Raw genomic sequence first — 24,688 nt, 5'->3', positions numbered from 1 at the left:
ACCTACAGCTGGACAATTAGAATTTGCTAATCAAGTGTTACAGGCGCTACTCCTGCTGTTTTCGTTGGCCGAAACAAAACTAGCACAGACATCACAATCGCGGCACTCTCACGGATTGGGGCGATCCGCTTTTGGCTGAAAGGAATTAGGCGATATGAGATGGCACGATTCGATGTGGGTGGGAGCCCTTACCTGGACAACTGTGCTGGGCGGTTGTGCGACAACATCGCCTACGCATAAGTATCCGACTACGCAAAGTTTGACGGTAGCGGAACCAGAAGCAGTTAGGTCAGCAGCACAGCTGAACGCGACCAACGCCGTAGCCATGGGAGTGGCCCCAGCTGCCTTCGTCGAAGCTCCCACCCCGACATATTCGCAAACGGATTGGCCCGAATCGCCTGTGGTCCTTGCTCCAGAGATGGCAGGCAACATGCTGGATAACACCGACTCGATGTCCGTTGAACCTGAGTCTGCAACGATACCAATCAACCTACCGACGGCCTTAGCCATGATCGGTGGTCAACACCCGGTCGTCGGTTTCGCTCGATGGCGTGTTCAGGAGGCCTATGCGCAACTTGACCGCGCCAAAGTAATGTGGCTACCCAGCATTCAGTCCGGTTTTAATTACCGGCGACGCGATGGCAACTATCAAGATGTGCAAGGTGCCATCGTCGATGTTGATCTCAACTAATTCAATTATGGACTTGGAGCAGGAGCTGTTGCGGCTGGTTCACCGACAGAACCAGGTATAGTAGCAAGGTTTCACCTGGCGGATGCGATCTTCCTGCCAAGCATTTCTGAGAAAACAGCATGGGCTCGAAGTCATGCCGCTACAACGGCTCTTAACGACCAATTGCTCGCAGGTGCTCTTGGTTATATCGATCTTCTCGAAGCCACTCAGGAGATTGAGATCGTATCAGAAGCGCTTCGACAAACAGCCAAGCTTGTAACACTTACCAGAGACTATGCAGATGCTGGCCAGGGCCTGCAAGCCGACGCAGATCGATGCGCGACGGAGTTAGCCTTGGTGCAAACGCGGGAACTCACAGCTCGCGAGCAGCAGCAAATCGCGTCCACTCGGTTAGCCCGAACCCTAAGCATTCCGATGACCTCCGCCTTGATTCCTCAAGAGCCGGTTATCATTCCTTTGGACTTGACTGTAACAGACTCTGACGAGTCAACACTTATTTCTGCGGGGCTCTCGACGCGTCCTGAACTTAAGGAAATGCAATCGCTAGTGGCGGCTGCATGCGAAGCGTATAAACGTGAAAAGTATGCACCTTTCGTTCCGAGTGTTCTACTAGGTTTTAGTACGACTAGTTTTGGCGGGGGATTGGGAAGTAACGCCAGCAACTTCGGTGGCCGATACGACATTGATGCTATGATGGTTTGGGAGACGCGGAACCTCGGAATGGGGGAGCGAGCCGCACGTCGCGAGCGATCGGCCCAAGTGCAACAGGCCGTTTAAGAAAAGATACGCGTTCTAGACCGTGTCGCTCAAGAGATCGCGGAGGCAAATGTTCAGGTTCGAATGCGACGGCAGCAAATAGAGTTAGCGGAACAGGCTATTCAGCGGGCTCGAAATTCCTATCAACGTAATCTGGAAAGAATCCAAGAAGCTCAAGGTTTGCCGATCGAGGTCTTACAGGCAATTCAAGCCCTTGAAACCTCACAGCGAGCCTACTTGAATGCAGTTGCCAATTACAACCGAGCGCAATTGCAACTCCAGTGGGCCCTCGGGTGGCCTGTCACCGCGCCGGCGACAAGCGATATCGTGCGGTAGACTGGCGAATGACTTTGCGCATATCAATCGTTGCCCCAACAAAACTCCTGAAGTGTCTTCATTGTATCTACATGTAAAAGGAGCATATGAATGGCAACTGTACAGAAATGGGGAAATAGTCTCGCCGTGCGAATCCCCCACGCCCTAGCAGGACAAATTGAAGTTGAGGAAGGGACTTCTGTAAAACTTAGTGTGAGAGACGGGGAATTGATTGTTAGACCGGACAAACCAGTTAGGCTTAGCCTAGGTGCATTGCTTAAGAATTGCAAACCTTCACAGCTTCATGGCGAAACTGACTTTGGCGATGATTTGCGTTCTTTGTCCGGCAACCCGGCAAGCTAAAGGATATGCGTTTGAAGTCACAATTAAAAGTGACGATGGCAGTTCAGGAGTCGTGCTCTCGGATCATTTGCATAGTGTCGACTGGAGAGCTCGCAATATTCAGTTCATTCATCACGTTTCGGACTCAGAACTGTCAGACGTGATTGCTAGGATCGAAGCTCTTTTAATCAATCCTGATGTCTAGGTTATCATTGGCTCGATGCGCGTAGAATGCACGAAGCTGGACCCAGAAAGTAGTCCATCCGCCAACACGACTGGCCACTGCGCATTGGCCGCCTTGGTTTGCGACAATACGCTTCACAACACGCTTCACAATGCGGACTGGATTGGAAGTTGCTAATGCAGGAGCCAGGGCTTACCAAACCGCCACCAAACGAGCCCCATTGCGATCAGCCCTAGCCCTACCAGCCAGATGGCGGGTTCAACCCAAAACGCAAGGAAAAGGCAGGAAAACAGACCTAGCCAAGCGATGAAGCGCGGATAACGACGTTCGCTATCCGACATACGGATCGCCGCTAGATTGGTGATGGAGTAGTAAATGAGCACTGTAAATGCACTAAACGACCAGGTTGTCTTGGTGTTCCCTGTGAGGATCAGAATCGCAATCATCAGCGCCACAAGCAAAACTGCATTCGTTGGGGCGCGTCCGGCAGTATCCACTCGACCAAATAGTTCGGGTAGATCCTTTCGACGTCCCATGGCCAACACGACACGCGATAAACCAAGAACCAAATTGATCAACACGCCTAGCATGGAGGTAACTGCACCGACTGCAACCACATAGCTCACCTGTGAAATGGCAAACCGTTTGGCAACCATTTCGAGCGGTGCAGCTTTTGAGATGGCTGCATTTCCAAAGTCGAATGCCCCCACGACGGTGATGGATACACACGCTACAGACATATAAAGCACCATCGAAATGCCGAGGGTCACAACGATAGCGATGGGAATATTTTTACTTGGGTTGCGGATCTCCTCTCCCAGAGTCGCAATCCGACCGTAACCGGTGTACGCCACGAACATCAAAGCACAGGCCTCAAGTAGGCCGCGCAGCGGTGAACCCTCTTGTGCCTCGGAACGCGGGGTTAGGTCTGCAACGCTGCCAGATGAAAACCAAAGGGTGTACAGCCCGACGGCCACAAATACCGCCAACGAAGTAAGAGTGATCGAAACGACTGATACATTAAAGATGCTGCTCCAACGAACGCCAAACAAAACGAAGGCTACGACTACTGCAAGTGCGAGAAGTCCAATCGGGACTTTTAAGTAGTCTGCATCAACATTGATCAATCGAAGTCCGTAACCTGCAAAGCCAAGTGCAGCCGTTGCGGCTGAGGCGCTCTTGGCGCACAAGAACATCCAGCCCGCCGTAAAACCGAGACTGGGATGCAACCAGCGGTAACCGTACTCATAAGTCCCACCGCTAACGGGATGAGCTGCTGCCAGCTGCGCGCTGTTGAGGCCATTAAGTGTTGCCACGATCGCGGCCACACCAATTGCGACCACGATCCAATCACCAGCCACCCCTGCTGCATATCCTACGCTCACGAAAATACCTGTACCGACAATGGCACCAAGCCCCATCATCGTCGCACCGAAGACCCCCAACTCTCGGCGCAAAGCATTGGCAACCGGTTTATGCTGAGAGTCGGTCATCGCAATTTGGAAGGTCCAATCTAAGAGTCGCTTTCGCTTGTTCATGGTCGTTGTCACCGGCTGTTCTGGCTCGCTATAGCTGTTGGGAACTTGACCGGTCAAAGATGTTAAGAACGATGCGATAGCTTCAATTTCTTGATCGCTAAGATTGAGGTCGAGTTGCAGTTTCGCCATGATCTGAATGGCCTCCTTTAGATCACTGACCGATCCATCGTGGAAATACGGGCCGGTCTTCTCGCTGTTACGCAGCATGGAAACGCGGAACGAGAACTTTTCCTCATCCTTCTTGGTTGATTCGAATAGCCCTTCATCCTGGACTTGCGACTTGGTTAGCGTCCAATAGTCAGCATGAACTCCGAACTTTTCTAATCCTTCGCCACCTAGCAGTTTGCCCGTGTGACAATCTGCGCAACCGATCGTCATGAAAAGCCGTAGCCCCTCTTTTTGTTTGGCAGATAGTGCTTCATTTTCGCCAGCGAGGTACCGATCGAATGCAGCCGGCGTTGTCAAAGTCGCTTCGTAGGCTTCGATAGCCTTAGCATAGTTGGTCGGCGTAACTTGAGTCGCTTCGTTTGGAAACGCAACACGGAAGAGTGGCCCATATCCGTGCTCTTCAAGCAACGGAAGTACATCCTCCGCTTGCGCAAACCCCATGGAACCAGTGAGCGACTTCTCTGCTTGATGAGCTCCCGATTTGCGGTCCGCAGTCCAACGCAGGCCTGGCTGAAGCATTGCATTGAAGATGGTTTGTGAGTTACGTTTTGTCAGTTTGCCTTTTGCGTCGAGTGAGTATCGCTCCGCATCGGCACCCCATGCAGATGCTGCATGACAAGAGGCACACGCTACTTTGCCATTGGCGGAGAGTCGCTCATCCCAAAACAGATGCCGCCCAAGTTCCACGATCGGTTGATCGAGTTCTTCTTGCGTGGGGGCAGAGACTATCCCGAACGTCGCCTTGGCATCTTCCAGCAATTGCGAGTCTGAGTCTTGGCCGTACGTGCATGCGGCCATCAAGCTAGCAGACAGCATGATTGTAATAGCCTGGAGTTTGATCGCCTTAATATGAGCGAGTGCATTCATATCGTCATTTACTTTCAAGGCTCGAGTTGTGCGCTGTTCCGTCAACGTGTCTATAGATACCGAAGAAGAATTGCTGGGGTTTGCCCGTTGGTGTGGTGTGCAGATACTCGCTGCATTGTACGGGTTCGAACGCCGCCCCCAGTTCTAATTGCATCGTGGCGGAGTCGTATTGGCGGATGGGGAGGCCGCTGCACTTTTCGGGACCGCCAATGGCGAAGGTGCTGACGATGAAGTAACCGCCAATGGGCAGAGAACGCTTCAGTAACTCCACGTAGTGCCGTCGGTCGTCTGGATCGGTGATGAAATGAAACACTGCTCGATCGTGCCATATATCGAACTCGCCCAGTGAGTCGCGACGCGTGATGTCGGCCACGATCCATTCCACTTGGGAAGCCCGATCCCCCAGTCGTGCCTTGGTTGCCTCGATGGCGATTTGCGAGATATCGAGTACAGTCACACTCGCGAATCCTGCATCCAGCAATCGATCGACCAAGAAAGACTGGCCTCCGCCCACATCAAGCACGCGGCCTCGCGATTCTCCAGCAGCTAGAAGGATCAAATCGAGCGATTGTTTCGGATCGGGTTCGTACCAACTCACTTCGGTCGAACTCTTTGTCTGGTAGACGTTTTCCCAATGTAGTGTCCTATCCATCGCAGCTTTTTATGGTGTGTGGCAAGTTGATAACCAAATGATTCTATGCGGGTATACGAAACCAAACAACCCAGAGCGAACTGTGAGAGCTCTAGGATGCACAATCCAATCTACGTGGATTGCAACGCGAACACAAAAATATCACCGAGCCATCCGCCTTGGCAAATACCGCTCCGCCAGAATGGAAGCTCCAATGGTGCGTTGGACAACGGGTACCTCGCTCTCCACTTTGAAAGCCTAGGTTCGTTCGCCCGTCGCATTCGGCAAGCAGGTTTACTCGCACAGCACCAGATGTAGGAAAAAGACCTCGAGTACCATTGGTGTAGGTGGATGCAGACCACGCCCCTTGTCCGCCCAGCCATGGTCCGAATCCTTCATCCAAGTCACTGGGCGGCCGCTCTCCAAGAGGCAAGTGAATGATGGTTGCATTAAAACTCACTCCAATAAGCAGATGCTTCTTGTACCTTTTCTCGCAATCGAGCTGCGACGCGGCAGCGCGCTGCATAGACGGCTCCGATCGTCCGCTGGAAAACCTGCGCGACCTCCGCTATTGGTCGACCTTCGATAGCGGTCGCTTGGAATACGGCCCAGGTGGCGTCGGAGAACTCGGATCGGATCTCGCGCGGCCCAACGAATCGCCTCCAGTCGGCATTCGACGAGCAAGACCTAGGTGGTCTCTGCTTCCTCGGGTAGAGACTCTAAGGCGCGCATGACACTCGACGTTCCAGTAGCTCGATCAGGCTTTACGCGTGTGACAGCGTTCACGATCGCATTGCGAGCAATCTTCCCGAGCCAGTTTCGAAATCGCGGCGGGCCTTCCCCATGCTCCCACCGATCGATGGCTTTGGCGAGAGACATGAATACACTTTGAACAAGATCTTCGGCATCTTCGTGCAGCAGCCCTTTCCGCCGAGCCAAACGATAAACCACAGCTCGGTAGATGGCCATTAGCTCATTCCAGGCTACGGCGTTTTGAAGATCTTTGATTCGCAAGATCAAGCTTGGATTCGTCGCTGGCCATTCGTTCATGGGGTTCCCTCTACTATCATTCACACTTGATCGGAGATTTCCTTACATACATTCCTTTTCACCTACGATTATGCCAAAGCGGCACGGCAAACGACTCACGAAATACCTCAGGTCGACTCAAGCTATTTGCCTAACGGGATTTACGCACTGAAAAACAAGAGTCCTTTTTTGCAAATCTCACCATCTCACTGGATTTTTTCTCTAGACATGCGACAGGATTCGAATGATCATTTTGTCGGTCTCTCACTGGAAATCCAACGCAATTGTTAACCCATGTGGCTATCATCGCCATGACGAAGCCGAATTGCCTAACTCGACATATCCACCCGCCATCGTTGTTGTCCGTCAAGATCTGCACGCCGTGGCCCAGACAATTGTTCCACGCTGAATCCAAAGAACTCATCTACTCGGAAGATTGCCCATCAAAAGTCGTGCAACGTCCCAATCAAATTGCTAGGCAAGAATGAAGTTACGAATTATCCGATTTCACTAGAGTTCCGGTTGGCGGAGGAGACTTCGTTTTTCCCTTCGTCGCTTCGCACAGTGAACCGACACGGAATGCTGGCGGGTAAGGCGATTCTAACTGCGGAAAATCTCAATGCGAATGATTATGGAAGACGATTTCAAGTTGAGTTGCTTGCAATGGGCGAGGGCAACTCGATCTGTGCAACCTCGACCGTGGGGGTTGACATGAATCTTCGAATAACACAACTGAATGGTAGTTGCCCTCCCGCTGATGGAGGCTCTGGACCCGGAATTTGGACGAGTTTGGGGGGAATCCCAAAGAGGTAACGGTTCTCTAGCCTGAGTAGCGTATCAGTGTCTGTTTTCGGGCAGAAGCACAGCATTCTGCCCCATTGGTGGTAAGGTTCTCTGAAGGATTTTTTCCATGTGCATTTTTGGATACTCAAAGATCTTCATTTTTGCGTTTGTTTGCTTACTTGCGAGTTGTATTCTCGGGCAGGAGTTCAAGGAGCGAATGGAGTTTTACGCTTTGGATGCGAGCGATTCATTGGAGCGGGCTGAAGTTTGTGTTCGCTTGTGTAGCTTCCAAGAGGTTACGGACAAGTTGGGTTTTGTGACTCGCTACGGTCGAATGTCTTTCAAAGGTGGAATGTCGAACCTCAGGCTAGATGCTGCTCAACCTAACGAGGTGTCATTTTCAAATATTGAATTCTTGCGAAAAGAACACGTTCTGGAAACCAGTGGGTATCGAAACTCGTTTGTCACGACGGATTCTTTTGGAAGCTATCTTCCTACTGCAGACAAGTATGAGAACGGTAGGCAGCGCCAAGTTGCACAGAACTTAATGATACGCCGTTTTAACCCATTCTACATGGCTTTGTGTCCATTTTCCGCCTATGAAACGGAGCAAACAGAGGGGATTCTCAAAATGCTCATCGACGATTCCGAGGTCCTCAAACAACCGGAAGAACATAGTACTGTTTCTAGCGCATGGATCTTACCAAATAGCAAGAAGATCGCGTATGAGTATCAGTTTGCTGCTGGTGACGACATTTTACCCATTCGGACCAAGGCGTTTATCGGAGTGAAATACAACAAGACGGGAAAAGAAAATCGCTTGGCTCGCAACCTCGAGGACATCAAGGATTGGCCGCTGCGTTCGGAGACGAAAACAGATTGGATTGAAGTAGGGAATCGCAAGGTTCCTCGTTGTATCGAATCGAGCACTGCCGATACGTTCACCAATGTTTGTGGGAACTTGGAGATATTCTTTACAAACTGGAAATTTGGCAACGATGTTCCTGAAGAGAGATTCAATGCGAGTCTCTTTACCGAAGAGTCGTGCAATCAGATCGACATGCAAAAACTGATCGAGGAGATTGAGCAAGACTACGTTCAGTACGGTAAGGAAAGAAAGAAGAAACAAAGATCATCACAAAAGTAGTAGTCGTCTACTTCAACGCTTAGTCCTCACCATTCCTTCGACGATCAGTATCCAGAAACGTGGGTGGCACGAATGGCACTGTACTGCAAGGACTTGGATCATCATCGAACAATCTGCGGCATGCAATTGGATAAGCAGGTTTGTGAAAGCGAAGACGCGAATGATTACGGAGTCCATGTGCCCGCCGTAAACGAGATGCTCGTCTGCAGCCCGTTGAATGGCCAAGTATCTCGATTCGTGTTCTCGGACAAAATGGTTGAATTCGTTGACGACTTCCAAATCATATCGTCGCGACACGATCTACAAATGAAAGGTGTTTGGTTTCCTAGGAATGCGATTTAGCGACAACCCAACCGCCTTGATGCCCGAGCTTTTTGATCAATCCTGCTGCTTCGGCGCGGCAGGTGTGGTAGGCGGCGCGGGAAGCGTTGGTAATGCCGAGGTGTTAGTAGATCACTTTCAGATGCAAAGGCTGTTTTGATTGGCGGATCAGGTCGGCTATCTCGCGCCATACCTTGCGGCATTCGATGGCGGTGTCGGGAATGATGATTGGCTTGACATACGGGAAACGCTCTTCGGGTGAAAAAGCTCGATAGCCTCTTCCAGTACCAACTTGTTCGACGTTGAGTCGGGAGTCCAGCAAGGTCATCAACACGGCCCGCATTACAGTAGGGCCGAAGTCTGCGGGGGTGGCATCCGAAGGAAGTGCTTGTCCGATTTCGGACCAAGAGAGTTCGAGATGCTTTAGAAATTGACGAAACCAGTCGTTCGCCCCCGCAGAGACTTTTGCTGATTTGGGATCAGGCTGCTTCTTGACGGCCATCGTGTGAATCTGTGCACTGAACTTCGCTCGCCAGCATCTGCACTGCGATGGTTGCAGCCTGACGGTAGTGACCGAGAGTGATGACACCTGCAGAGCCACTTTTCTCTGCCAGTTCCTTTGCCTTGACGGCAACTTGCTCTGCAAACAACGCTTTCCAATTCATCAACGCTCCCTCCGCAGGCTTTGGGTCCTGACGAAGTACTAGGGGGGGAAATGTTCGGCGATCAAAAGAGTCATGAACAACTTGCGGTCGCAATTGTGCTTGGCAAACCATTCGCCGGCATCCCTGGCGACCTGATTCAAAAGTTCTGTGGGAAAAATCGAGATAAAAACTTTTCCAGATTCGATCGACAGACTCAGACAACGCATCCATTTCGCGCTCATCGTCGTCGTCAATTTGCCTCCACGCCCCCCGCTGGCCATCCAAGCGGAGCATGAATGGAATCGGACGTAGCCGCTCCTTGTAGATCTCGGGTTTGCCTTTCGTTGCCGGATGATTGAACAGGGGGGCTTGTATGTCTGATGCGGGGAGTTTTAGCACAATTCACATTGCAGTATCTGCCTGAAATGTCGGTTCCAAGAATCTCGCAAGGACTCGCCTACTTGTTGGGCAAATTTCTGACAGAATAGGTCTCCGGATGTGTTAATCCTTGTAGGAGACCTTTTTCTTGAGCGAATTTCCAGAAACACGTGATAGCCTGCTGGTACAGGTGCAGGATCCTGCCAATCGAGAGGCGTGGGACATGTTCGCTCAGATTTATCGACCCGTGATCGTTCGGATCGCTCGGGCTCGGGGGCTGCAACATGCGGACGCTCAGGATTTGTCACAGCAAGTCCTGATGGTGGTGGCTAGCGCGATCGCCCAGTGGGAGAGGCGGGATGAGTCGACTCGGTTTCGGCATTGGCTGAGTCGGGTGACGAAGAACGCGATTCTCAATGCATTGATGCGGCGGCCAAAGGATCAGGCTGCGGGTGGCTCCTCCGTCGAAGAACTATTGCGTGAAGCCGTCGATCGAGATGGGGCTACGACGGCATTGCTTGAAACCGAGCTGCGCCGTGAACTGTATCTGCGAGCAGCTGAAAAGGTGAAAGTCGAATTCCGTCCCGATTCCTGGCAGGCCTTTGAATTGTCGGTTGCCGGTGATCTGACACCTGAACAAGTTGCCACCGAGCTTGGCAAGAGCGTCGGGGCGATCTACACCGCGCGCAGTCGCATCATGTTTCGACTGCGCGAAGTTATTTCTGAACTAGGAGAATAAAACTAATGGCACAAACTCAACTACATTGCAGCAACCCCAACTATCTGCACACTTTTCTCCGAGGACAACTGAGCTCTCAAGAGGAATATGAACTGCAAATACATCTTAACGATTGCCCCCGTTGTCGTCAGCGACTCGATAACGCGGCTGCGGACGCGGCTGCATGGAACGAAGCCAAGCAGTTTTTGGGAAACGGTGCCTTACACGATTCGACTGGCGATTCGGACAATGGACACGAAGATGCAACTCAGGGGTCACAGCGAATTCGTCAAGTGCTCGATGCGCTCGGCCCAACCGACGATCCAGAGTCGCTAGGGCGCATCGGTGGTTACGAAGTCACCGGAGTTGTCGGTGCAGGCGGTATGGGAGTCGTTCTCAAGGCGCACGATTGCTCGTTGGACCGGATCGTAGCCATCAAAATCATATCGCCGCATCTGGCCACCAGCGGTTCGGCTCGCAAGCGGTTCGCACGCGAAGCCAAAGCCGCCGCCGCAGTCCTGCATCCTAATGTCATCGCTATTCACACTGTCGCCAGCGAAGATGCGCATCCCTTTCTGGTGATGCAGTATGTGCGTGGAACTTCCCTACAGAAGCGAATCGATTCACAAGGACCATTGCCGCTCAAGGACACCTTGCGGATTGGAGCCCAGATTGCAGCGGGACTCGCCGCCGCTCATGATCAAGGGTTAGTACATCGGGATATAAAGCCAGCGAATATCCTGCTCGAAGAGGGGGTCGAGCGGGTCACAATCACCGACTTTGGCTTGGCACGAGCTGTCGATGACGCGTCGTTGACCTGCAGCGGTGTGATTGCAGGAACTCCGCAATACATGTCGCCCGAGCAAACTCGCGGCGAGCCGATCGACGCGCGCAGCGATCTGTTTTCGCTCGGCAGTGTTTTGTATGCCATGTGTACCGGTCGTTCACCGTTCCGTGCAGAGACGACTTACGGCGTGTTGCATCGTATCGCTAGCGACAATCCAACTTCAGTTTGTGAAATCAATTCCGATGTCCCTGAATGGCTCGGTCAGTTTATCGAGCGACTGATGGCCAAGCGACCCGAAGATCGTTTCGAATCAGCAACTCAAGTTGCTGAGCTGCTAGAAGGCTGTTTGGCTCATGTTCAGCAACCGGCAGCCAGTCCATTGCCAGGAGCGGTCGCGAAATTAGCACCGATTAGGACTCGGCGCCCACCGATCAGCAAGTTCATCGCCGCCGCAGCCGGTGCCGTTGCTCTGTTCTTCGCGGGGATTTTAATCGTGCTGGAGTTGGATAAAGGCACGTTGACAATTGAATCGGAAATCGACGATGTTCCGATCCGTATTATGCAAGGTGACGAGGTCGTGAAATCGCTGACGGTTTCGCGAGATGGACGGACGACTCGCATCGCGGCAGGACATTACACCGTTGAAATCGAACACTCCTTCGACAAAGCAACGGTAGAGAATGGAATGGTGACGCTTTCCCAGGGAGGGAATAAGGTTGTCAAGGTAACGGAAATTGATCAGACGAGAATGACAGTTGTGTCATATAGTATGCGGGCGCTTCTCGATAGAGATTCCGACCTTTCCGTAGCGGTCCAGTTGAAGACGCTGATCGATTTGATTCGTGCAACGGTCGCCCCAGATTCCTGGAATGTTGACGAAGTCTCAATCATTGCACATCCGGAAAATCGATGCATCGTAGTCCGCCAGACGGACACCAACCACAGAGCGATCTCACAACTAATCGAGAAATTGAACGAACTTGTCGAATCAAGAATGCCCGAACACATTCGTCACTTGATGGAACACATAGCGAACCCAGCGATGGATGACCTTCAAGATTCAATGAATGCGAGGCCCGAAGCAAAACGTGATTGGGAAACGATCAAAAGCAAGGCTCTGACCATTTCCATATTGGGCAATCTACTGATGCAGCATGGCAGGCAAGATCAAACGGAATGGATCACCTTCAGTGAAGCATTGCGTGACCATGGAAAGTCGCTCTTCGAGGTTGCCCAATCGCAAGACGTCGCCATTGCAAATTTGCGTCTCACTGCTATCAGAGAGACTTGTACCAACTGTCACCGAGTATTCCGTAATCCACCAAACACCTCAGCAACTCCTACTCAACGGCCTGGCAAACGACCCGACCGTGACTCCCAGGCTCACCGCAGCAGCGAAGACTACCAATAATACAGGGTATGCCGCTAGATTAGGTTTTCTCTGCCGTCTGCATGGGAAGAAACATCCGGTCAGGTAAATTCTGTAGCGAGATAAACCCGAACTTCTTATAGAAACAAGTTGCGGATTCACCTTTGGAATCCACAACGATCAGGCTTGCCGCGATCTCACTTGCCACTCGGACGCAACGTGTGAATGCATCACACAACAGAAACGCGCCGACGCCAGGATGATTCACGTCTCGAGCAAGTCGTCCTACCAAGATTGCCGGTATTTCGGGATAACGCGGAAGTTTCCTCGCGACCTCCCCTCCCCGGGAAGCGCAGCAAGGGCTACCGATGTCGCACACAGAGCATAATAACCGATCACTCTCTTGGGCTCCGCTCGCTTGACCAGAACAAAAACAGCCGTCGCCTTTCGTTTCACGTCTTGTTTCGCATACTTGGCTAGGTAATCGTTGAGAACTGACACGCCTCAAATGAATCTCGGCGACGATACGCTGAGTCATGAATAACTTACAGCCGGGATTGTGTTGAGCAAACCAATCGCCAGCATCCTTGGCACTCTTTAAAGTCCAGCGTCTCCAAATGGGACCTCACACCCAACCACTGTTCCTCTCTGTCGCGCATAAACGACTCCAGTATTGGAGATGAGCAAAGCACACGGTTAACTGGGAGTTCCTTCGACAAGCAAGCCGCGATAGATTGCGCCTCGTTGTCGATGATTCGCAGTTTCTTGGTATGCAGGGCTATCGTACCATGCTCGAGCAACTTCCATACTGGGGAACTCTGCTACCACGACGCCTTCGACATCAGGCCCCTCAAGTGTCATATGGGGACCGTAAGCAGAAAGTACTTTCATCGGAACGCCGTCGAGCGTCGAGGCGACCTTGGCCCAATACGCTTCTAGTTCAGCTCGGTCGAGCGTTTGTTCGCGAATAAAGATCATGTAAGCAGGCATTGGTTTCTCCTTATGGGGTTCTTGTTTGAATGTTTGGTTAGACAATATTAAAGTCCGCCGGTTGCGTGGATGATTTCGCCGGTCAGCCAACTGGAATCGTCCGAGGCTAAGAAGACCACGACTCGTGCGATGTCCAGTGGCGTGCCAATGCGCCCCAGTGGAGTCATACTCACCAATTGCTTCTCAACGTCACTACCAACACCATACAAACCGGCTTCCTTGGTTCCTTCGCTAAGCGTGGCACCGGGATTGACTGAGTTGACTCGAATACCATGCGATGCCAACTCTTTAGCCAGTACTCCCGTGATGGCATCCAAGCCGCTCTTGCTAGCTGCGTAAATTGAAAAATTGGGAGGCAGCGATCGCGATGCGGCTGAGCCGATGTTGATGATACTGCCCCCTTCAGCACTAAAGTGCTTGAGTGATTCTCGAATCGTCAACAACGGTCCAAGCACATTGACGTTCATTTCTCGATGAAACTCCGCCTCGGTTAGTTCGGAGACGGGCATCGCCTTATACACGCCCGCATTGTTGACCAAAATATCAATCGATCCGAATACGCCTGCCGATCGATCGAACAGGCGGCTTACGTCTTTAGCGTTCGATACGTCACCTTGAATGGCGATCGCTTGACCGCCCGCGTCCGAAATCTTTCGAACAACGGATTCCGCTCCATTTTGATCCGACGCGAAATTTACCACCACCGATGCACCGGCTGCAGCAAGTTCTAGAGCGATACCCGCCCCGATCCCCTTGGATGCACCAGTTACTAAAGCTGTTTTCGTTTTCAATTTAGACATTTTTCGTCCTCCTGTGTCTTTTGACACCGCATTTGGAGGACTGTGACAGAACACTCTCGAATTTTTTAGTTTAAGTGCAACGTGTCTCGAAAGCTGCGCTGTTCGAGCATTTGCCGCAACCATAGTATTTGATCCTTCGGCTCAAGGAACGGGTGGTCGCGAAAGAGCGTTGCATATTGTCGGTCAAGAACATCGTCGACTTGCTCGTACGTGCTAGCTGCTACACTTCTAATCTCGCGCACGCGCTGAGACGCAAACATCATGTTGTTGGGATCAACGTGGCCAGCATCAATGAAACCTTTGGTCTTCTTGTGGCAACGACAGGGATTGTTGGAATTGATAAGCCCACACTGATTGTTCATGAACTGATACAAATCTCGCCGCGCTCGGGAGAGCGACTGCCGGAAATTATCCGGTGACATGTCGATGATCTCGCTGCCGACCGTGTCACTAACACCAAATATTTCTGCTAAAACAAAGATAAGTCGTTGCTTACGATCGAGACACAGCAGCATGCCTGTCGTGCAAGAGATCTTGGCTTCTTCGACAAGAAGGGGGACTTCCGCAGGCACAGCCTTAGGATCAGGAAGATCGAGATCGGGAGTGCCGTTGATGGCAACGGCGTAAGTGGAAAACGTCTGATTTTCCCTTTCACCCCCACGACGCTTCATGTTGAGGACATGATTGGCCACGATCCGATAGAGCCACGTTCGGAACTTACTTTCGCCGTTAAAAGTGCTCAGCCGCGTAATGGCCTTGATCAAGACTTCCTGGGTAACTTCTTCGGCATCTTGCGGATGAAACACCATACGGATCGCGATGTTGTAAATCCATGCTTGATGGCGAAGGACTAGTTTCTCTACTGCAGATTTGTTCCCGTTCTTGGACTGTTCAATCAGCTCACGGTCCGTCGAGTCATCGACAGTTTCAGCGAATGGGTTGTGCATGGCTCGGCCTTTCCTATTGCGATAATTTTTGAATCATAAGTGAACGATCGCTTGCCCCTCGGACACCGGAATTGGCGGATCGTGACAGCAGTTTCTCAAAATTACAAACAATGAATGCCCAGTTTCGGTTTTATCCGCAGGCTCAACATTGGCGATGGCGGTATCAATTAATAGCGTTCCAAGTTTTCCCAGCGTGCGCGGCGCAACCCTGGGTTGTGATGCGCAACCCCGTTGGGGTTATCTTGTGGAGGTTGGTGCTTTTTGTGGGGCGTGCTGAAGACCGTTCGGTTTTATTCGGAAATACGAAAAAAGCCTGGCGTTAGCCAGGCTTTCTTAGTCATTGGTTACGACCTATAGCGGCCGTAATCGTTAGTTGTTTGCCGGTTCGTGATTACTCAGCGGTTGGCGGAGCGATGAGAGGCCCTTCGCTACCCAATCCACCCTTGAGCTCGACAGCTGGTCTGTCAGAGCGAGTTTGCGGGGCAGACTCGCGAGCCTCTTTCTCGGCTTCCGCTCGCATTTGCTCTTCGGACCAATCTACTCGCTTGCGAGATAGACCGATCTTTCGTTCGTCGCTGTCAACGCGAAGCACTTTCACTTCGATCTCATCTCCTACCTTGACGACATCTTCTGGATTCTCGATCTTGCTATCGGAAAGCTCAGAGATGTGCAGCAAGCCTTCGAGGGAATCCTCGAGGGAGATGAACACGCCAAAGTTAGTGATCTTGGTAACCTTACCCTTGACCAAAGTACCTGGCTGGTACTTCTCAGGGATGGAGGTGTTCCATGGATCGTCGTCGAGTTGCTTGAGTCCCAGTGCGATACGGCGTCGAGATTGGTCGACGCTGAGAACGCGGCACTTGACCGACTGCCCCTTGGTCAAGACTTCGCTCGGATGGCTAATCTTGCGTGTCCAGGACATATCGGAAACGTGGAGCAATCCATCGATACCTTCTTCGAGTTCGATAAAGGCGCCGTAGTTGGTGAGGTTGCGAACCTTACCTTCGACTTCGGCATTCTCTGGATACTTATCAAGCACAACGTCCCAAGGATTGGACTGGGTCTGCTTGATACCGAGAGAAAGCTGTTGGCCCTGGGCATCGACGCCGAGAATCTTGACGTCGATCTTGTCGCCAATTTGAACCATTTCGTTTGGATGGTTGATACGACGAGTCCAAGACATTTCGCTGATGTGAACCAAGCCTTCGATACCTGGCTCGAGCTTCACGAATGCACCGTAGCTCATCACATTGACAACTTCGCCGGGGACGACGGAGCCGACAGGATATTTCTCGGCGATATTGGTCCAAGGGTTGTTGAGCTTTTGCTTGAGACCCAGGGCGATCTTTTGCTTTTCGCGATCGATTTGCAAAATCTTGACTTCGATTTCTTGATCGATGGCAACCATTTCGGTTGGGTGCCCGATACGCTCCCAGCTCATGTCGGTGATGTGGAGAAGACCATCGATTCCGCCCAAGTCGACGAACGCACCGAAGTCGGCAATGTTCTTGACGATACCCTTGCGGACTTGGCCCACGTCCAGCTCGGCCATGAGGTGTTCACGGTCTTCCTCACGCTGCTTTTCGATAAGTGAGCGACGGCTAACGACGATGTTTCGCCGAGCGTCATCGATCTTAAGAACTTCGCATTGAACAACGCGACCGATATAGTCGCCGATGTCGTTGGGGCGTCGAATGTCTACTTGGCTAGCTGGCAAGAAAACGCTTACGCCGATGTCGACCAAAAGACCGCCCTTGATCTTGCGAACAACAGTACCGGTGACAACCTGTCCTTCTTGGACAGTCGACATCATCATTTCCCACTGGATGATCTTCTTAGCCTTCTCTTTGCTGAGGCTGATCATGGAGCGAGAATCTTCAGGTGGGGTGTGCTGATCTTCGACTTCTTCGATCAGAACTTTAACGAGATCCCCAATTTGTGGAGGTGGTTCGCCCTCTTCCCATTCGTTTTTATGAATCGCGCCTTCGCTCTTGAAGCCGACGTCGACGATCACGAATTCCTCGTTGATCTCGACGATTTTTCCTTCGATAATTTGATTGACGTCAAACTGTTTGTTGACGTTCTCTAATTCGCCAAGAATGTATTCTTCGTCGGCATCTCCAAACAAGGAGTCGAGCTCCTTCTCCATGAGATCATCTTCGAGAGAACGAATCAGATTGCGATTGACCATGCGAAAAGAACCTATTTCAACTCAATTTCGAATCCGAACGAGACGCATGAGAAAGCTATGTCAACCGAAAAAGATCGATTTACGGAACTCCTTCTAGGCGATAAAGTTCTGAAGCAGGATTCGACGAGCAGGGTTAGTGGACCAGTTTCCTGACGGACCGCCTTTTGGCGCTCCTTACGATCAGGCAACGAATTCCGGTACTATATCAGCCATCCTTTTCCAAAGCAACACTAGCTCGGCGCTAAACCAGATCTATCGAAAACAACAATTTCCACAGCGGCAACGGCTGCTGGGTCCTCACTTATCGCAAGCAATATGAGCCAACAATCGATCGCTTCACCCAAGGAACTTCGGTACGCAATAGGGGGGGACCATGCTGGGTTTCTTATGAAAAACGAGGTTTTTCAGCTACTCAAGTCCCAAGCGGTCGAGATCGTCGACTGCGGTACTCACTCCGCAGAGTCATGCGATTTCCCGGACTTTGCTGAGGCTATCGCTGCGAAAATCCTCAAAGGGGAGGTCGATCGAGGCATATTGGTCTGCGGATCCGGCGTGGGGGTCAGTGTAGCTGCCAACAAATTCCCTGGCATCAGGGCTAGCCTCTGCCACGACACCTACTCTGCCAGGCAAGGTGTTGAGCACGACGACATGAACGTCCTCTGCATAGGTGCTCGGGTCATTGGCCCCGAAGTCGCCTTTGAAGTCGTTCGGGCTTTCCTCGGAGCACGCTATAGCCCCGCTCCAAGGCATGCTGCTCGCATGGCGAAGATCGCCGACATCGAGAGACGAGTCTGCTCCGGCAGCTTTAGCGTCAGCGACCTTCCCGCTTAGGACGATCCGCAACGAGATTACCAAGGCAACTCCCCCAAGTGGAAGAAACAATAGCCACTGGGGGATGGGCATCGTCAATGAGCTCAAGCCAAACAACATCTCCAACCTCGCCAAATTACTTGCAAACCAAGACGACAGGCATGCTGCCGTAACGTACCCAAGCGATTGTGCAAGGGTCAAAGAGGCGATCCCCGAGACGGAAGGCTTCATTCGAATCGCATTTTCATTCGCCGAAATCTGAAACGGGCAATTGAGGCAAAAGGCGAGGCTTGCAAGTCCCAGCCAAGGATTCGCGTAGATTCCGAGCAAGCAGCCACTGAATAGGATCAGCCAGCCAGCGGGACCAACCACCAACAAGTAACGACGTAGACCCGGGAAGAACGGAATTGTTACGAGTATTGCAATCTCCAAAGCGATCCCCATAGCGAATTGATAGTACCCGAAAGAGCCCAGCCTGCTCGTGAGAAACTCGTGGGAGTACATACCAAACGACATTTCCGCGATCGCCACCAAGTACACGACCGCAACCAAACCAAACCATTTTTTGCCAGCCACCGCGGGCTCGTTTGGTTTGTCTTGATTTTGATTCGGAACAGGCGAAGTCTCAGTTGTGATCGGCCGTAAAAAGAAGCAACCGATCATCGCGAGTAAACAGGTACCGACGGAAATCAGCGATCCGGCGTACAAGTGCTGGGCCTCGATGTTGAGAACACTGTCTCCCGTGGCACCCATGAACAAAACGGCAATCATATATCCCACTGAGCCAGCGGCTCTCGCGGTATAAGCCAGGGAGCCGAGCGATGCTACCGCGTTGTGGTTCAGTAGTGTGATCATGCAGGACTGTACACAACCCAATGCCAAAAGGCAGAGACCGACATCCACCGCAGGCGAAAAAAAGACTCGCCCAGCGGCGACCGATGCTAGCACCAGCCCTAAAACTCCTTGCATCGAGGCGACACCTATCGCAGCAGCCAGTTGAGCCCGTTGGGGGTAACGCAGAAAGCCCTTCGATTCCGCAAACCTCGCCAGAAAATAGGTACCGCAGGCAGCAATGGGAATCAGGCCTGCCAGCAAACTGGCTGTTTGAACAGGCAAAGTATGCCTAAGGTGGGTTTGCAGCGGAAAGGAGCTGAAACCCAAGGAAAGAAAAAATACAAAGTAGCTGGAGATGCTAAAGAAAACGGTTGCAGTATAGCTCAATGACTGAGCACGAGGAGTAGACACGGTGAACGCCTAAGAAGTTGACGATGGAAGACTTCATCCTTGAAGACCCCCATAATCTCTACTCGGTTCGCCTGTGTCTAGAGAAGAGAATTGCGAATTTTGTTTGGCTGACCATAAGTCCCCGAGGCAATGGAGATCGCCACATCGAAAATCGCAGCCGGAGGGAATTCGGAAAACCGTAGAGCCAGAATACACGACGATGGAAAATAAAAAAAATCAGCTCGTCGAGGGAACACGACGAGCTGATTTTGATAGATCATGTCTTAGGACAGGCAGTCCGTATTCGATAAATTAATTATCGAATGCGGGTGCTGCTTGCTTGAATGACATGACGCTTGGTGTTCAAGTAAGCGTGTGGGTCAACAACAGGAGCTGGTGCACTTGGTGCAGCAGCTGGTGCTGGAGTTGGTACAGCAGACGAAGACGATCCGCAGGAGCTGCAAGCTGATGGGCATGCATCGCAAGCTGTTGGACCTGCATCGCAGCAGCTCTTGCCAGCTGTTGCGAAAATCTTCTTGAGCAATCCGCCGCCGCATCGCTTGTGGCTGCCGCATCCGCTATCACAACCCATGGATGCACATGGATCGCAAGCAGCGATTTCAGCTCCACAAGATGGTCCGCGAGACAGTCCGCATGGAGCGAGTTCTGCACCGCAGGTTGGTCCGCAAGCCGATCCGCATGGATCGCAAGCGGTGTCACAGCAGCTGGACTTTGTCGCGAATAGGCCGCGAAGGCGAGCTCGCTTCCAAGCCAAATCCTTGCGGATTCCGTCTAGAATTGGAGTCCCGCGAGGTGGGCAGCAGGATGGCTCTACACCGCAGGTTGGTCCGCAACCACAAGGTGCCGCAATCTCAACGCCGCAAGTAGGTGCTGCACAAGGATCAGCGATTTCGCAGCCGCAAGATGGGCCGGAAAATCGCTTGCCAAACAAACCACTACCGCATCCAGCCATTTCAACGCCGCAGGATGGATCGCACGAAGCGAGTTCTGCACCGCAGGACGGATCGCAAACGGAGGTGTCACAGCAAGAGCTAGAAGCTCCGCAACCCTTACCTCCCAACAATCGGCTCAAGAGGTCGCCACCGAAGCTTTGGCCACTAAGAGCCGCTCCGAGAACCATCGAGCCTACAAAAATGTTCCATTTCATCTGAGCCAAATCTCCCTACGAATATGGTCGCCGACCGTCGAATTACAGGTAGTCAACATGCAGTTGAGTAGAGACCGTTTTCGGCGCACGAAGTCGCCGCCGAAATCGCCCTCTACCGGCGTGGCTCCACCCAGCTAGGTGCTGGAGTGACTTCGTTAGCCTCGTATCGCGATCGCAAGGTTACCTGCTTTGCCCCGCGAACACTTGCATGTTGTCTGTTTCCTAACAGCCCCTCAGCTGCGAGAAACAATGTTGACGGCTGCCGGCCGAGTCTTTCCTAAACTCCGTTTTTTGTTTACCGGCACTTCAGAACAACACCTTCCCTCCCTAGACACTAGGTTAAGATGCGTTGTCCTGCTAAGGTATCGTCTGAAGATGGAAAGCTGCTTGAGAGTGGCAGTTCATTTTTCGAAAAATGCCTGCTGTCAACAACTTACGTAAACTTTAACGTTCGAATTGACTCTGATACGTAGGAAGGCTTGACCACCGCAAAGTTTGCCCTGTTTGACAATTCGGTTGCGAGAGTTTGTGCGATCCGCAAGCTTACCCCCAATTAACAAGAAGCATAACTCATGAAGATGGTTTATCTCACCGCTGGCGCTGGCGGAATGTTTTGCGGTTCCTGCATTCATGACAATGCGCTCGCCAAAGAACTGATATCGCTCGGTAACGAATGCCTGTTGGTGCCCGTCTACACTCCCATCCGGACTGACGACGAAAATGTAAGCCAAGACCAGGTCTTTATGGGGGGCATCAACGTGTACTTACAGCAGAAGATGCCCTGGATTGCTTACCTGCCGAGCTGGGTGGACCGAGCCCTTAATTCTCCTGCCCTCATTCGTATGCTCACAAAAAATGTGGGCAAAACGCTACCTACCTTTCTCGGTGCCTTGACGGTATCGATGCTCAAGGGACTGAAGGGGAACCAGAGAAAGGAATTCAAACGCCTGCTGGATTGGCTCGCAACCGATGTCTCACCCGATGTCGTGATCTTAACCAATCTTCTTATTGGTGGAGGAATCCGAGAAATCAAGCAAAAGTGCCGCTCCAAGATCTTCGTCACCTTACAGGGGGATGACATCTTTATCGAGTCGCTTCCGGAGCCTTACCGCTCCCAGACTATCGCACTGCTGAAATCACTTGTACCTGATGTAGACGGATTCATCGTTCATTCCCGAGCCTACGCGAACAAGATGAAGGATATGCTCTGTATTCCCTCGGATCGCTTGCATGTGATCCCCCTCGGCATTCCCTTGCGAGATTTCTCGAGCGCAAAATTCGCAAAGGAGCCACACTCGAATGTTGCTAGCAATTCGACCGAGTACAACATTGGCTATTTGGCAAGACTCGGTCCAGAGAAAGGTTTTCATAGACTGGTCGAGGCCTTCATCGAACTCTCGAAAGCTCCAGGTTTTCAAAATGTAAGGCTAAAGATCGCGGGCTGGAAAGGGCCGCAACACGAGGAGGACTTTCAACGATTGTCGAAGAAATTGTCCACAGCCGGACTCGCAGATCGCTGGCAGTATGTGGGAAGCGTGGATCGAAGTCAAAAAGTGGAATTCCTCCAGAGTCTGGATCTGTTCTGCGTTCCCACAACCTACGAAGAACCCAAAGGATTGTTCCTCTTGGAAGCCTTGGCATGTGGTGTTCCCTACCTAGAACCGGCTCACGGCGCCTTTCCCGAAATTCACGAGCGCGTGAAGCGACTGACTAACGAACCGCTCGGTGAACTGTTCGAGCCGACCTCAAACGATGACCTGCTTGCAAAGCTCAAGTCCGCTGTGTTGGCTGGAGCAAAAAAAAGCACCCCCTCCCCCACGCTACTGGAGGAAATCGACATTGCCCTCCATGCCAAGAGAATTCAAGCGTTGATTGCGGGGGCCTGACGAGGCGATAGCAATCCATTGGAGACGAATGAGGGGTCGGTGCATCCGTGACAGGAACGAAGGCTGTGGAGCACCGACACGCCCTTCGTTCCTCAGAGAGTGCCACCCGGTCCACAACAGATTGCGGCGAAGTCAGGGGGGGCTACTCTATTTTTGAGCCACCCTTTCTATTCTCGTTTTAATGAGAATGCGGTGTAATGGAGTCCGTTCTCTTCCTCGGTTAGGAAAGCTCCCGAGGGGACCATGTACTTTGAGATTTTCTCGAACGGAGGCAACTTGCGTCCCCTCAACGCAGACACAAGTGGCACAAAAATCGGATTGGTCGCCGACATTTCTTCCATCCTATCCATGTTGGCTGGATCGGCAGCCAAATCGTAGAAAAGCCGCAGTTGCTCATCTGGACGCTGATAAGCCATCGTGGAAAACTCTGTACCTTTTAGCTGTTCTTTAATCTTATCGCGGATCAGCTTGTACTCGATCGAGTCTGCCAACAGATCGTCCCCCCCCTCGTACACGGTTAGGGCACGTTCCACTGATTCCACGGCATCCGATAAGATCACGTGGTTTCCAGCAATGGTAAAAGCTGGACGCGGTGCGCGGACCGTCTCGCTCGAGATCCTGAGATCTTGATAGTAGATCGTGTAGTCGCCAGTCTGCTTGCTAGTCCAACGGCTATCGGCTTGTCTCGCAGCTTCAAACAACTTGGGTAGCACATAGGACTTAACTTGTTCTGCGTCCTTTACATGAATCCCAAAAACGTTGGATTGACTATTGATCCGTTTGTCTGGCAAAACCACCTGAGCCATCGTGATTCGATCGTTCATCTGATCGAGAATCTCCTTGCGGAAATCTACATTGAGAGCCCGAGATGCGTTCTTGACGAAGTTGTCTTCGAAGAAATCCTCTCCTCCAAAAGTGTTGGCAATCTCTTCGATCGCTTTGAAGGTACGCTGGACGTCCCAGTTTATCGTCATGTAGGACACAACCGAATCATCTACCCACAACTCGGGATCGGTCGCCCCACTCTTGGGACGCAATGCACGCAGTACGCCCTGCCTGTTGGTGTCGAGGAGGACATGAAAGTGTGCAATCGAATCGAACTCGTTTGTCCCGAGAATCACACTGCCACCAACCCCTTTGATGCCGTCCAACCCAAGCGTTTTCATTGCGGTTAGGGCAATAAACGATGACGGGCTTCGTTTCAACGATTCACGAGCGATCGCAATCGGATCGACAAAGAACGATATCTGAGGCCTCTCGCCCTCAGTCCCCACGCAACGGCTCAAAATGTCTGTGAAATTTCTGTTGTCGGCTAGGGGGGTGTGATCTATTCCGCTCCCCTGCCAAATCATGGCTAGGTTCTCCAGATAGGCGGCAGAGGATGCGACAAACACCCCCGAGTCAATAAAATAGGCGAATTGCCGTCCGGGCCCGAGCTGAATGATATCGAGTCTGCCAACGGTTTTTATGGTCCGCTCTCCCCCACGGGCCGCGATCCGCCCCTCCATCTTGTCCAACATCAGCTGCACCGCTGGAATCTCGTCACCGGCCTCGATCAAGATACACGGTACCGGGTCCTCTTTCGTGGCTACTAACGCAAAGGCCAACTCACCGTTAGGGATGGAAAGAAGCTCGTCGAGGTTTACACCGATTTCCTGCTGCATCCCTTGTGCGAACTGTGCAAAACCGTTGTACAAATCACCGATGATCGGCTTGATCTCGGGATCCTCCATCAGCTTACCACCAGCCGTCTGACTCATCTTGTCCTTGAGTTCACGCGTATCGTCCACGCGGATATAAGCCATCGTCTTGTTGGGAAACAACCTCGGTGCGGTCGGTCTCTGACCATAGGCATCATGAAGAAGAGCGTTCCCTAAAGTGAAGGAGACAACCAAGCCTGTTGCGAGTGTCTGAAGCTTTTTCATGACCTTTGGATTCATTCGTGTAAGTGTGAACAGCGTGGACTGATTCTACCGCCAAGCGTGCCGACTGGGTACCGCGATC

General features: G+C 51.9%; 25 protein-coding genes. 12 read left to right on the top strand and 13 right to left on the bottom strand.

Translation table 11 applies throughout. From position 1 onward, the window contains the following. Positions 1 to 154: 154 nt before the first annotated feature. The 5 genes from SH449x_RS03020 to SH449x_RS03000 all read left to right on the top strand — a co-directional run bounded on the left by SH449x_RS03020 (position 155) and on the right by SH449x_RS03000 (position 2,309). Positions 155 to 691 carry a hypothetical protein gene (locus SH449x_RS03020; protein WP_482379839.1) on the top strand — a complete coding sequence of 179 codons (537 nt, stop codon included), beginning with the start codon at positions 155 to 157 and terminating at the stop codon, positions 689 to 691. A gap of 162 nt (positions 692 to 853) precedes the next feature. Next, a complete protein-coding gene (locus tag SH449x_RS03015) occupies positions 854 to 1,468 on the top strand; it encodes a TolC family protein (protein WP_482379838.1) in 615 nt (204 codons plus the stop codon). Positions 1,469 to 1,531: 63 nt separating this feature from the next. Next, positions 1,532 to 1,783 (top strand): hypothetical protein, encoded by a 252-nt coding sequence (locus SH449x_RS03010; protein WP_482379837.1) that lies wholly within the window; start codon positions 1,532 to 1,534, stop codon positions 1,781 to 1,783. Between the two features lie 90 nt (positions 1,784 to 1,873). After that, on the top strand, positions 1,874 to 2,125 hold the full coding sequence (locus tag SH449x_RS03005; protein WP_482379836.1) for an AbrB/MazE/SpoVT family DNA-binding domain-containing protein: 252 nt from the start codon (positions 1,874 to 1,876) through the stop codon (positions 2,123 to 2,125). After that, the gene (locus SH449x_RS03000; RefSeq protein ID WP_482379835.1) at positions 2,067 to 2,309 is read left to right on the top strand and encodes a type II toxin-antitoxin system PemK/MazF family toxin; all 243 of its coding nucleotides are present in this window, start codon (positions 2,067 to 2,069) and stop codon (positions 2,307 to 2,309) included. Before SH449x_RS03005 ends, SH449x_RS03000 begins: the two co-directional genes overlap by 59 nt. Positions 2,310 to 2,461: 152 nt before the next feature. Here the strand turns inward: SH449x_RS03000 and SH449x_RS02995 are convergent, their stop codons facing one another. The 4 genes from SH449x_RS02995 to SH449x_RS02980 all read right to left on the bottom strand — a co-directional run bounded on the left by SH449x_RS02995 (position 2,462) and on the right by SH449x_RS02980 (position 6,542). Continuing rightward, positions 2,462 to 4,861 (bottom strand): amino acid permease, encoded by a 2,400-nt coding sequence (locus tag SH449x_RS02995; RefSeq protein ID WP_482379834.1) that lies wholly within the window; start codon positions 4,859 to 4,861, stop codon positions 2,462 to 2,464. A 4-nt stretch (positions 4,862 to 4,865) separates the two neighbouring features. Next, on the bottom strand, positions 4,866 to 5,459 hold the full coding sequence (locus SH449x_RS02990; RefSeq protein WP_482379833.1) for a class I SAM-dependent methyltransferase: 594 nt from the start codon (positions 5,457 to 5,459) through the stop codon (positions 4,866 to 4,868). A 145-nt stretch (positions 5,460 to 5,604) separates the two neighbouring features. Continuing rightward, positions 5,605 to 6,018 (bottom strand): hypothetical protein, encoded by a 414-nt coding sequence (locus tag SH449x_RS02985; protein WP_482379832.1) that lies wholly within the window; start codon positions 6,016 to 6,018, stop codon positions 5,605 to 5,607. Between the two features lie 161 nt (positions 6,019 to 6,179). Then, positions 6,180 to 6,542 (bottom strand): RNA polymerase sigma factor, encoded by a 363-nt coding sequence (locus SH449x_RS02980; RefSeq protein ID WP_482379831.1) that lies wholly within the window; start codon positions 6,540 to 6,542, stop codon positions 6,180 to 6,182. A gap of 889 nt (positions 6,543 to 7,431) precedes the next feature. On the opposite strand from SH449x_RS02980, the gene SH449x_RS02975 reads away from it, so the two are divergent. Beyond that, positions 7,432 to 8,451 (top strand): hypothetical protein, encoded by a 1,020-nt coding sequence (locus tag SH449x_RS02975; RefSeq protein ID WP_482379830.1) that lies wholly within the window; start codon positions 7,432 to 7,434, stop codon positions 8,449 to 8,451. A gap of 72 nt (positions 8,452 to 8,523) precedes the next feature. Continuing rightward, positions 8,524 to 8,793, top strand: a complete 270-nt coding sequence (locus tag SH449x_RS02970; RefSeq protein ID WP_482379829.1) for a hypothetical protein — start codon at positions 8,524 to 8,526, stop codon at positions 8,791 to 8,793. Between the two features lie 103 nt (positions 8,794 to 8,896). Here SH449x_RS02970 and SH449x_RS02965 read toward each other — a convergent pair whose 3' ends face one another. Further along, on the bottom strand, positions 8,897 to 9,274 hold the full coding sequence (locus SH449x_RS02965) for a hypothetical protein (protein ID WP_482379828.1): 378 nt from the start codon (positions 9,272 to 9,274) through the stop codon (positions 8,897 to 8,899). Then, positions 9,252 to 9,815 (bottom strand): hypothetical protein, encoded by a 564-nt coding sequence (locus tag SH449x_RS02960; protein WP_482379827.1) that lies wholly within the window; start codon positions 9,813 to 9,815, stop codon positions 9,252 to 9,254. Before SH449x_RS02960 ends, SH449x_RS02965 begins: the two co-directional genes overlap by 23 nt. A gap of 127 nt (positions 9,816 to 9,942) precedes the next feature. On the opposite strand from SH449x_RS02960, the gene SH449x_RS02955 reads away from it, so the two are divergent. Then, on the top strand, positions 9,943 to 10,533 hold the full coding sequence (locus tag SH449x_RS02955; RefSeq protein WP_482379826.1) for an RNA polymerase sigma factor: 591 nt from the start codon (positions 9,943 to 9,945) through the stop codon (positions 10,531 to 10,533). Positions 10,534 to 10,538: 5 nt separating this feature from the next. Continuing rightward, the gene (locus SH449x_RS02950) at positions 10,539 to 12,710 is read left to right on the top strand and encodes a protein kinase domain-containing protein (RefSeq protein ID WP_482379825.1); all 2,172 of its coding nucleotides are present in this window, start codon (positions 10,539 to 10,541) and stop codon (positions 12,708 to 12,710) included. A gap of 19 nt (positions 12,711 to 12,729) precedes the next feature. Here the strand turns inward: SH449x_RS02950 and SH449x_RS02945 are convergent, their stop codons facing one another. The 5 genes from SH449x_RS02945 to SH449x_RS02925 form a co-directional block, all read right to left on the bottom strand. Beyond that, positions 12,730 to 13,206 (bottom strand): hypothetical protein, encoded by a 477-nt coding sequence (locus SH449x_RS02945; protein ID WP_482379824.1) that lies wholly within the window; start codon positions 13,204 to 13,206, stop codon positions 12,730 to 12,732. 158 nt (positions 13,207 to 13,364) lie between these two features. Continuing rightward, a complete protein-coding gene (locus tag SH449x_RS02940; RefSeq protein WP_482379823.1) occupies positions 13,365 to 13,658 on the bottom strand; it encodes a DUF1330 domain-containing protein in 294 nt (97 codons plus the stop codon). Between the two features lie 47 nt (positions 13,659 to 13,705). Then, a complete protein-coding gene (locus tag SH449x_RS02935; RefSeq protein ID WP_482379822.1) occupies positions 13,706 to 14,458 on the bottom strand; it encodes an SDR family NAD(P)-dependent oxidoreductase in 753 nt (250 codons plus the stop codon). Between the two features lie 65 nt (positions 14,459 to 14,523). Further along, a complete protein-coding gene (locus tag SH449x_RS02930) occupies positions 14,524 to 15,405 on the bottom strand; it encodes an RNA polymerase sigma factor (RefSeq protein WP_482379821.1) in 882 nt (293 codons plus the stop codon). Between the two features lie 391 nt (positions 15,406 to 15,796). After that, positions 15,797 to 17,596, bottom strand: coding sequence for a 30S ribosomal protein S1 (locus SH449x_RS02925; RefSeq protein ID WP_482379820.1), 1,800 nt, complete (start codon positions 17,594 to 17,596; stop codon positions 15,797 to 15,799). A 315-nt stretch (positions 17,597 to 17,911) separates the two neighbouring features. Here SH449x_RS02925 and rpiB point away from each other — a divergent pair, with 315 nt between their 5' ends. After that, complete coding sequence (gene rpiB / locus SH449x_RS02920) at positions 17,912 to 18,427, top strand: ribose 5-phosphate isomerase B (RefSeq protein WP_482379819.1); 516 nt, start codon at positions 17,912 to 17,914, stop codon at positions 18,425 to 18,427. A 1,519-nt stretch (positions 18,428 to 19,946) separates the two neighbouring features. Here the strand turns inward: rpiB and SH449x_RS02915 are convergent. Next, positions 19,947 to 20,222 (bottom strand): hypothetical protein, encoded by a 276-nt coding sequence (locus tag SH449x_RS02915; RefSeq protein ID WP_482379818.1) that lies wholly within the window; start codon positions 20,220 to 20,222, stop codon positions 19,947 to 19,949. Between SH449x_RS02915 and SH449x_RS02910 the strand changes: the two genes are divergently transcribed. Together SH449x_RS02910 and SH449x_RS02905 are read left to right on the top strand one after the other, a co-directional pair. After that, positions 20,221 to 20,802: a hypothetical protein gene (locus SH449x_RS02910; protein WP_482379817.1), complete on the top strand. Its 582-nt coding sequence runs from the start codon at positions 20,221 to 20,223 to the stop codon at positions 20,800 to 20,802. The genes SH449x_RS02915 and SH449x_RS02910 overlap by 2 nt on opposite strands. Before the next feature lie 568 nt (positions 20,803 to 21,370). Beyond that, complete coding sequence (locus SH449x_RS02905; RefSeq protein WP_482379816.1) at positions 21,371 to 22,684, top strand: glycosyltransferase family 4 protein; 1,314 nt, start codon at positions 21,371 to 21,373, stop codon at positions 22,682 to 22,684. A gap of 167 nt (positions 22,685 to 22,851) precedes the next feature. Here the strand turns inward: SH449x_RS02905 and SH449x_RS02900 are convergent, their stop codons facing one another. Next, complete coding sequence (locus SH449x_RS02900; RefSeq protein WP_482379815.1) at positions 22,852 to 24,609, bottom strand: hypothetical protein; 1,758 nt, start codon at positions 24,607 to 24,609, stop codon at positions 22,852 to 22,854. Positions 24,610 to 24,688: the final 79 nt, after the last annotated feature.

The sequence above is a fragment of the Brakhagea baltica genome, assembly GCF_052161605.1.
Classification (GTDB): domain Bacteria; phylum Planctomycetota; class Planctomycetia; order Pirellulales; family Pirellulaceae; genus JBKCUI01.
The sequence above is the reverse complement of the archived record's forward strand: the minus strand, read 5'-3'. Positions and strand labels throughout refer to the sequence as shown.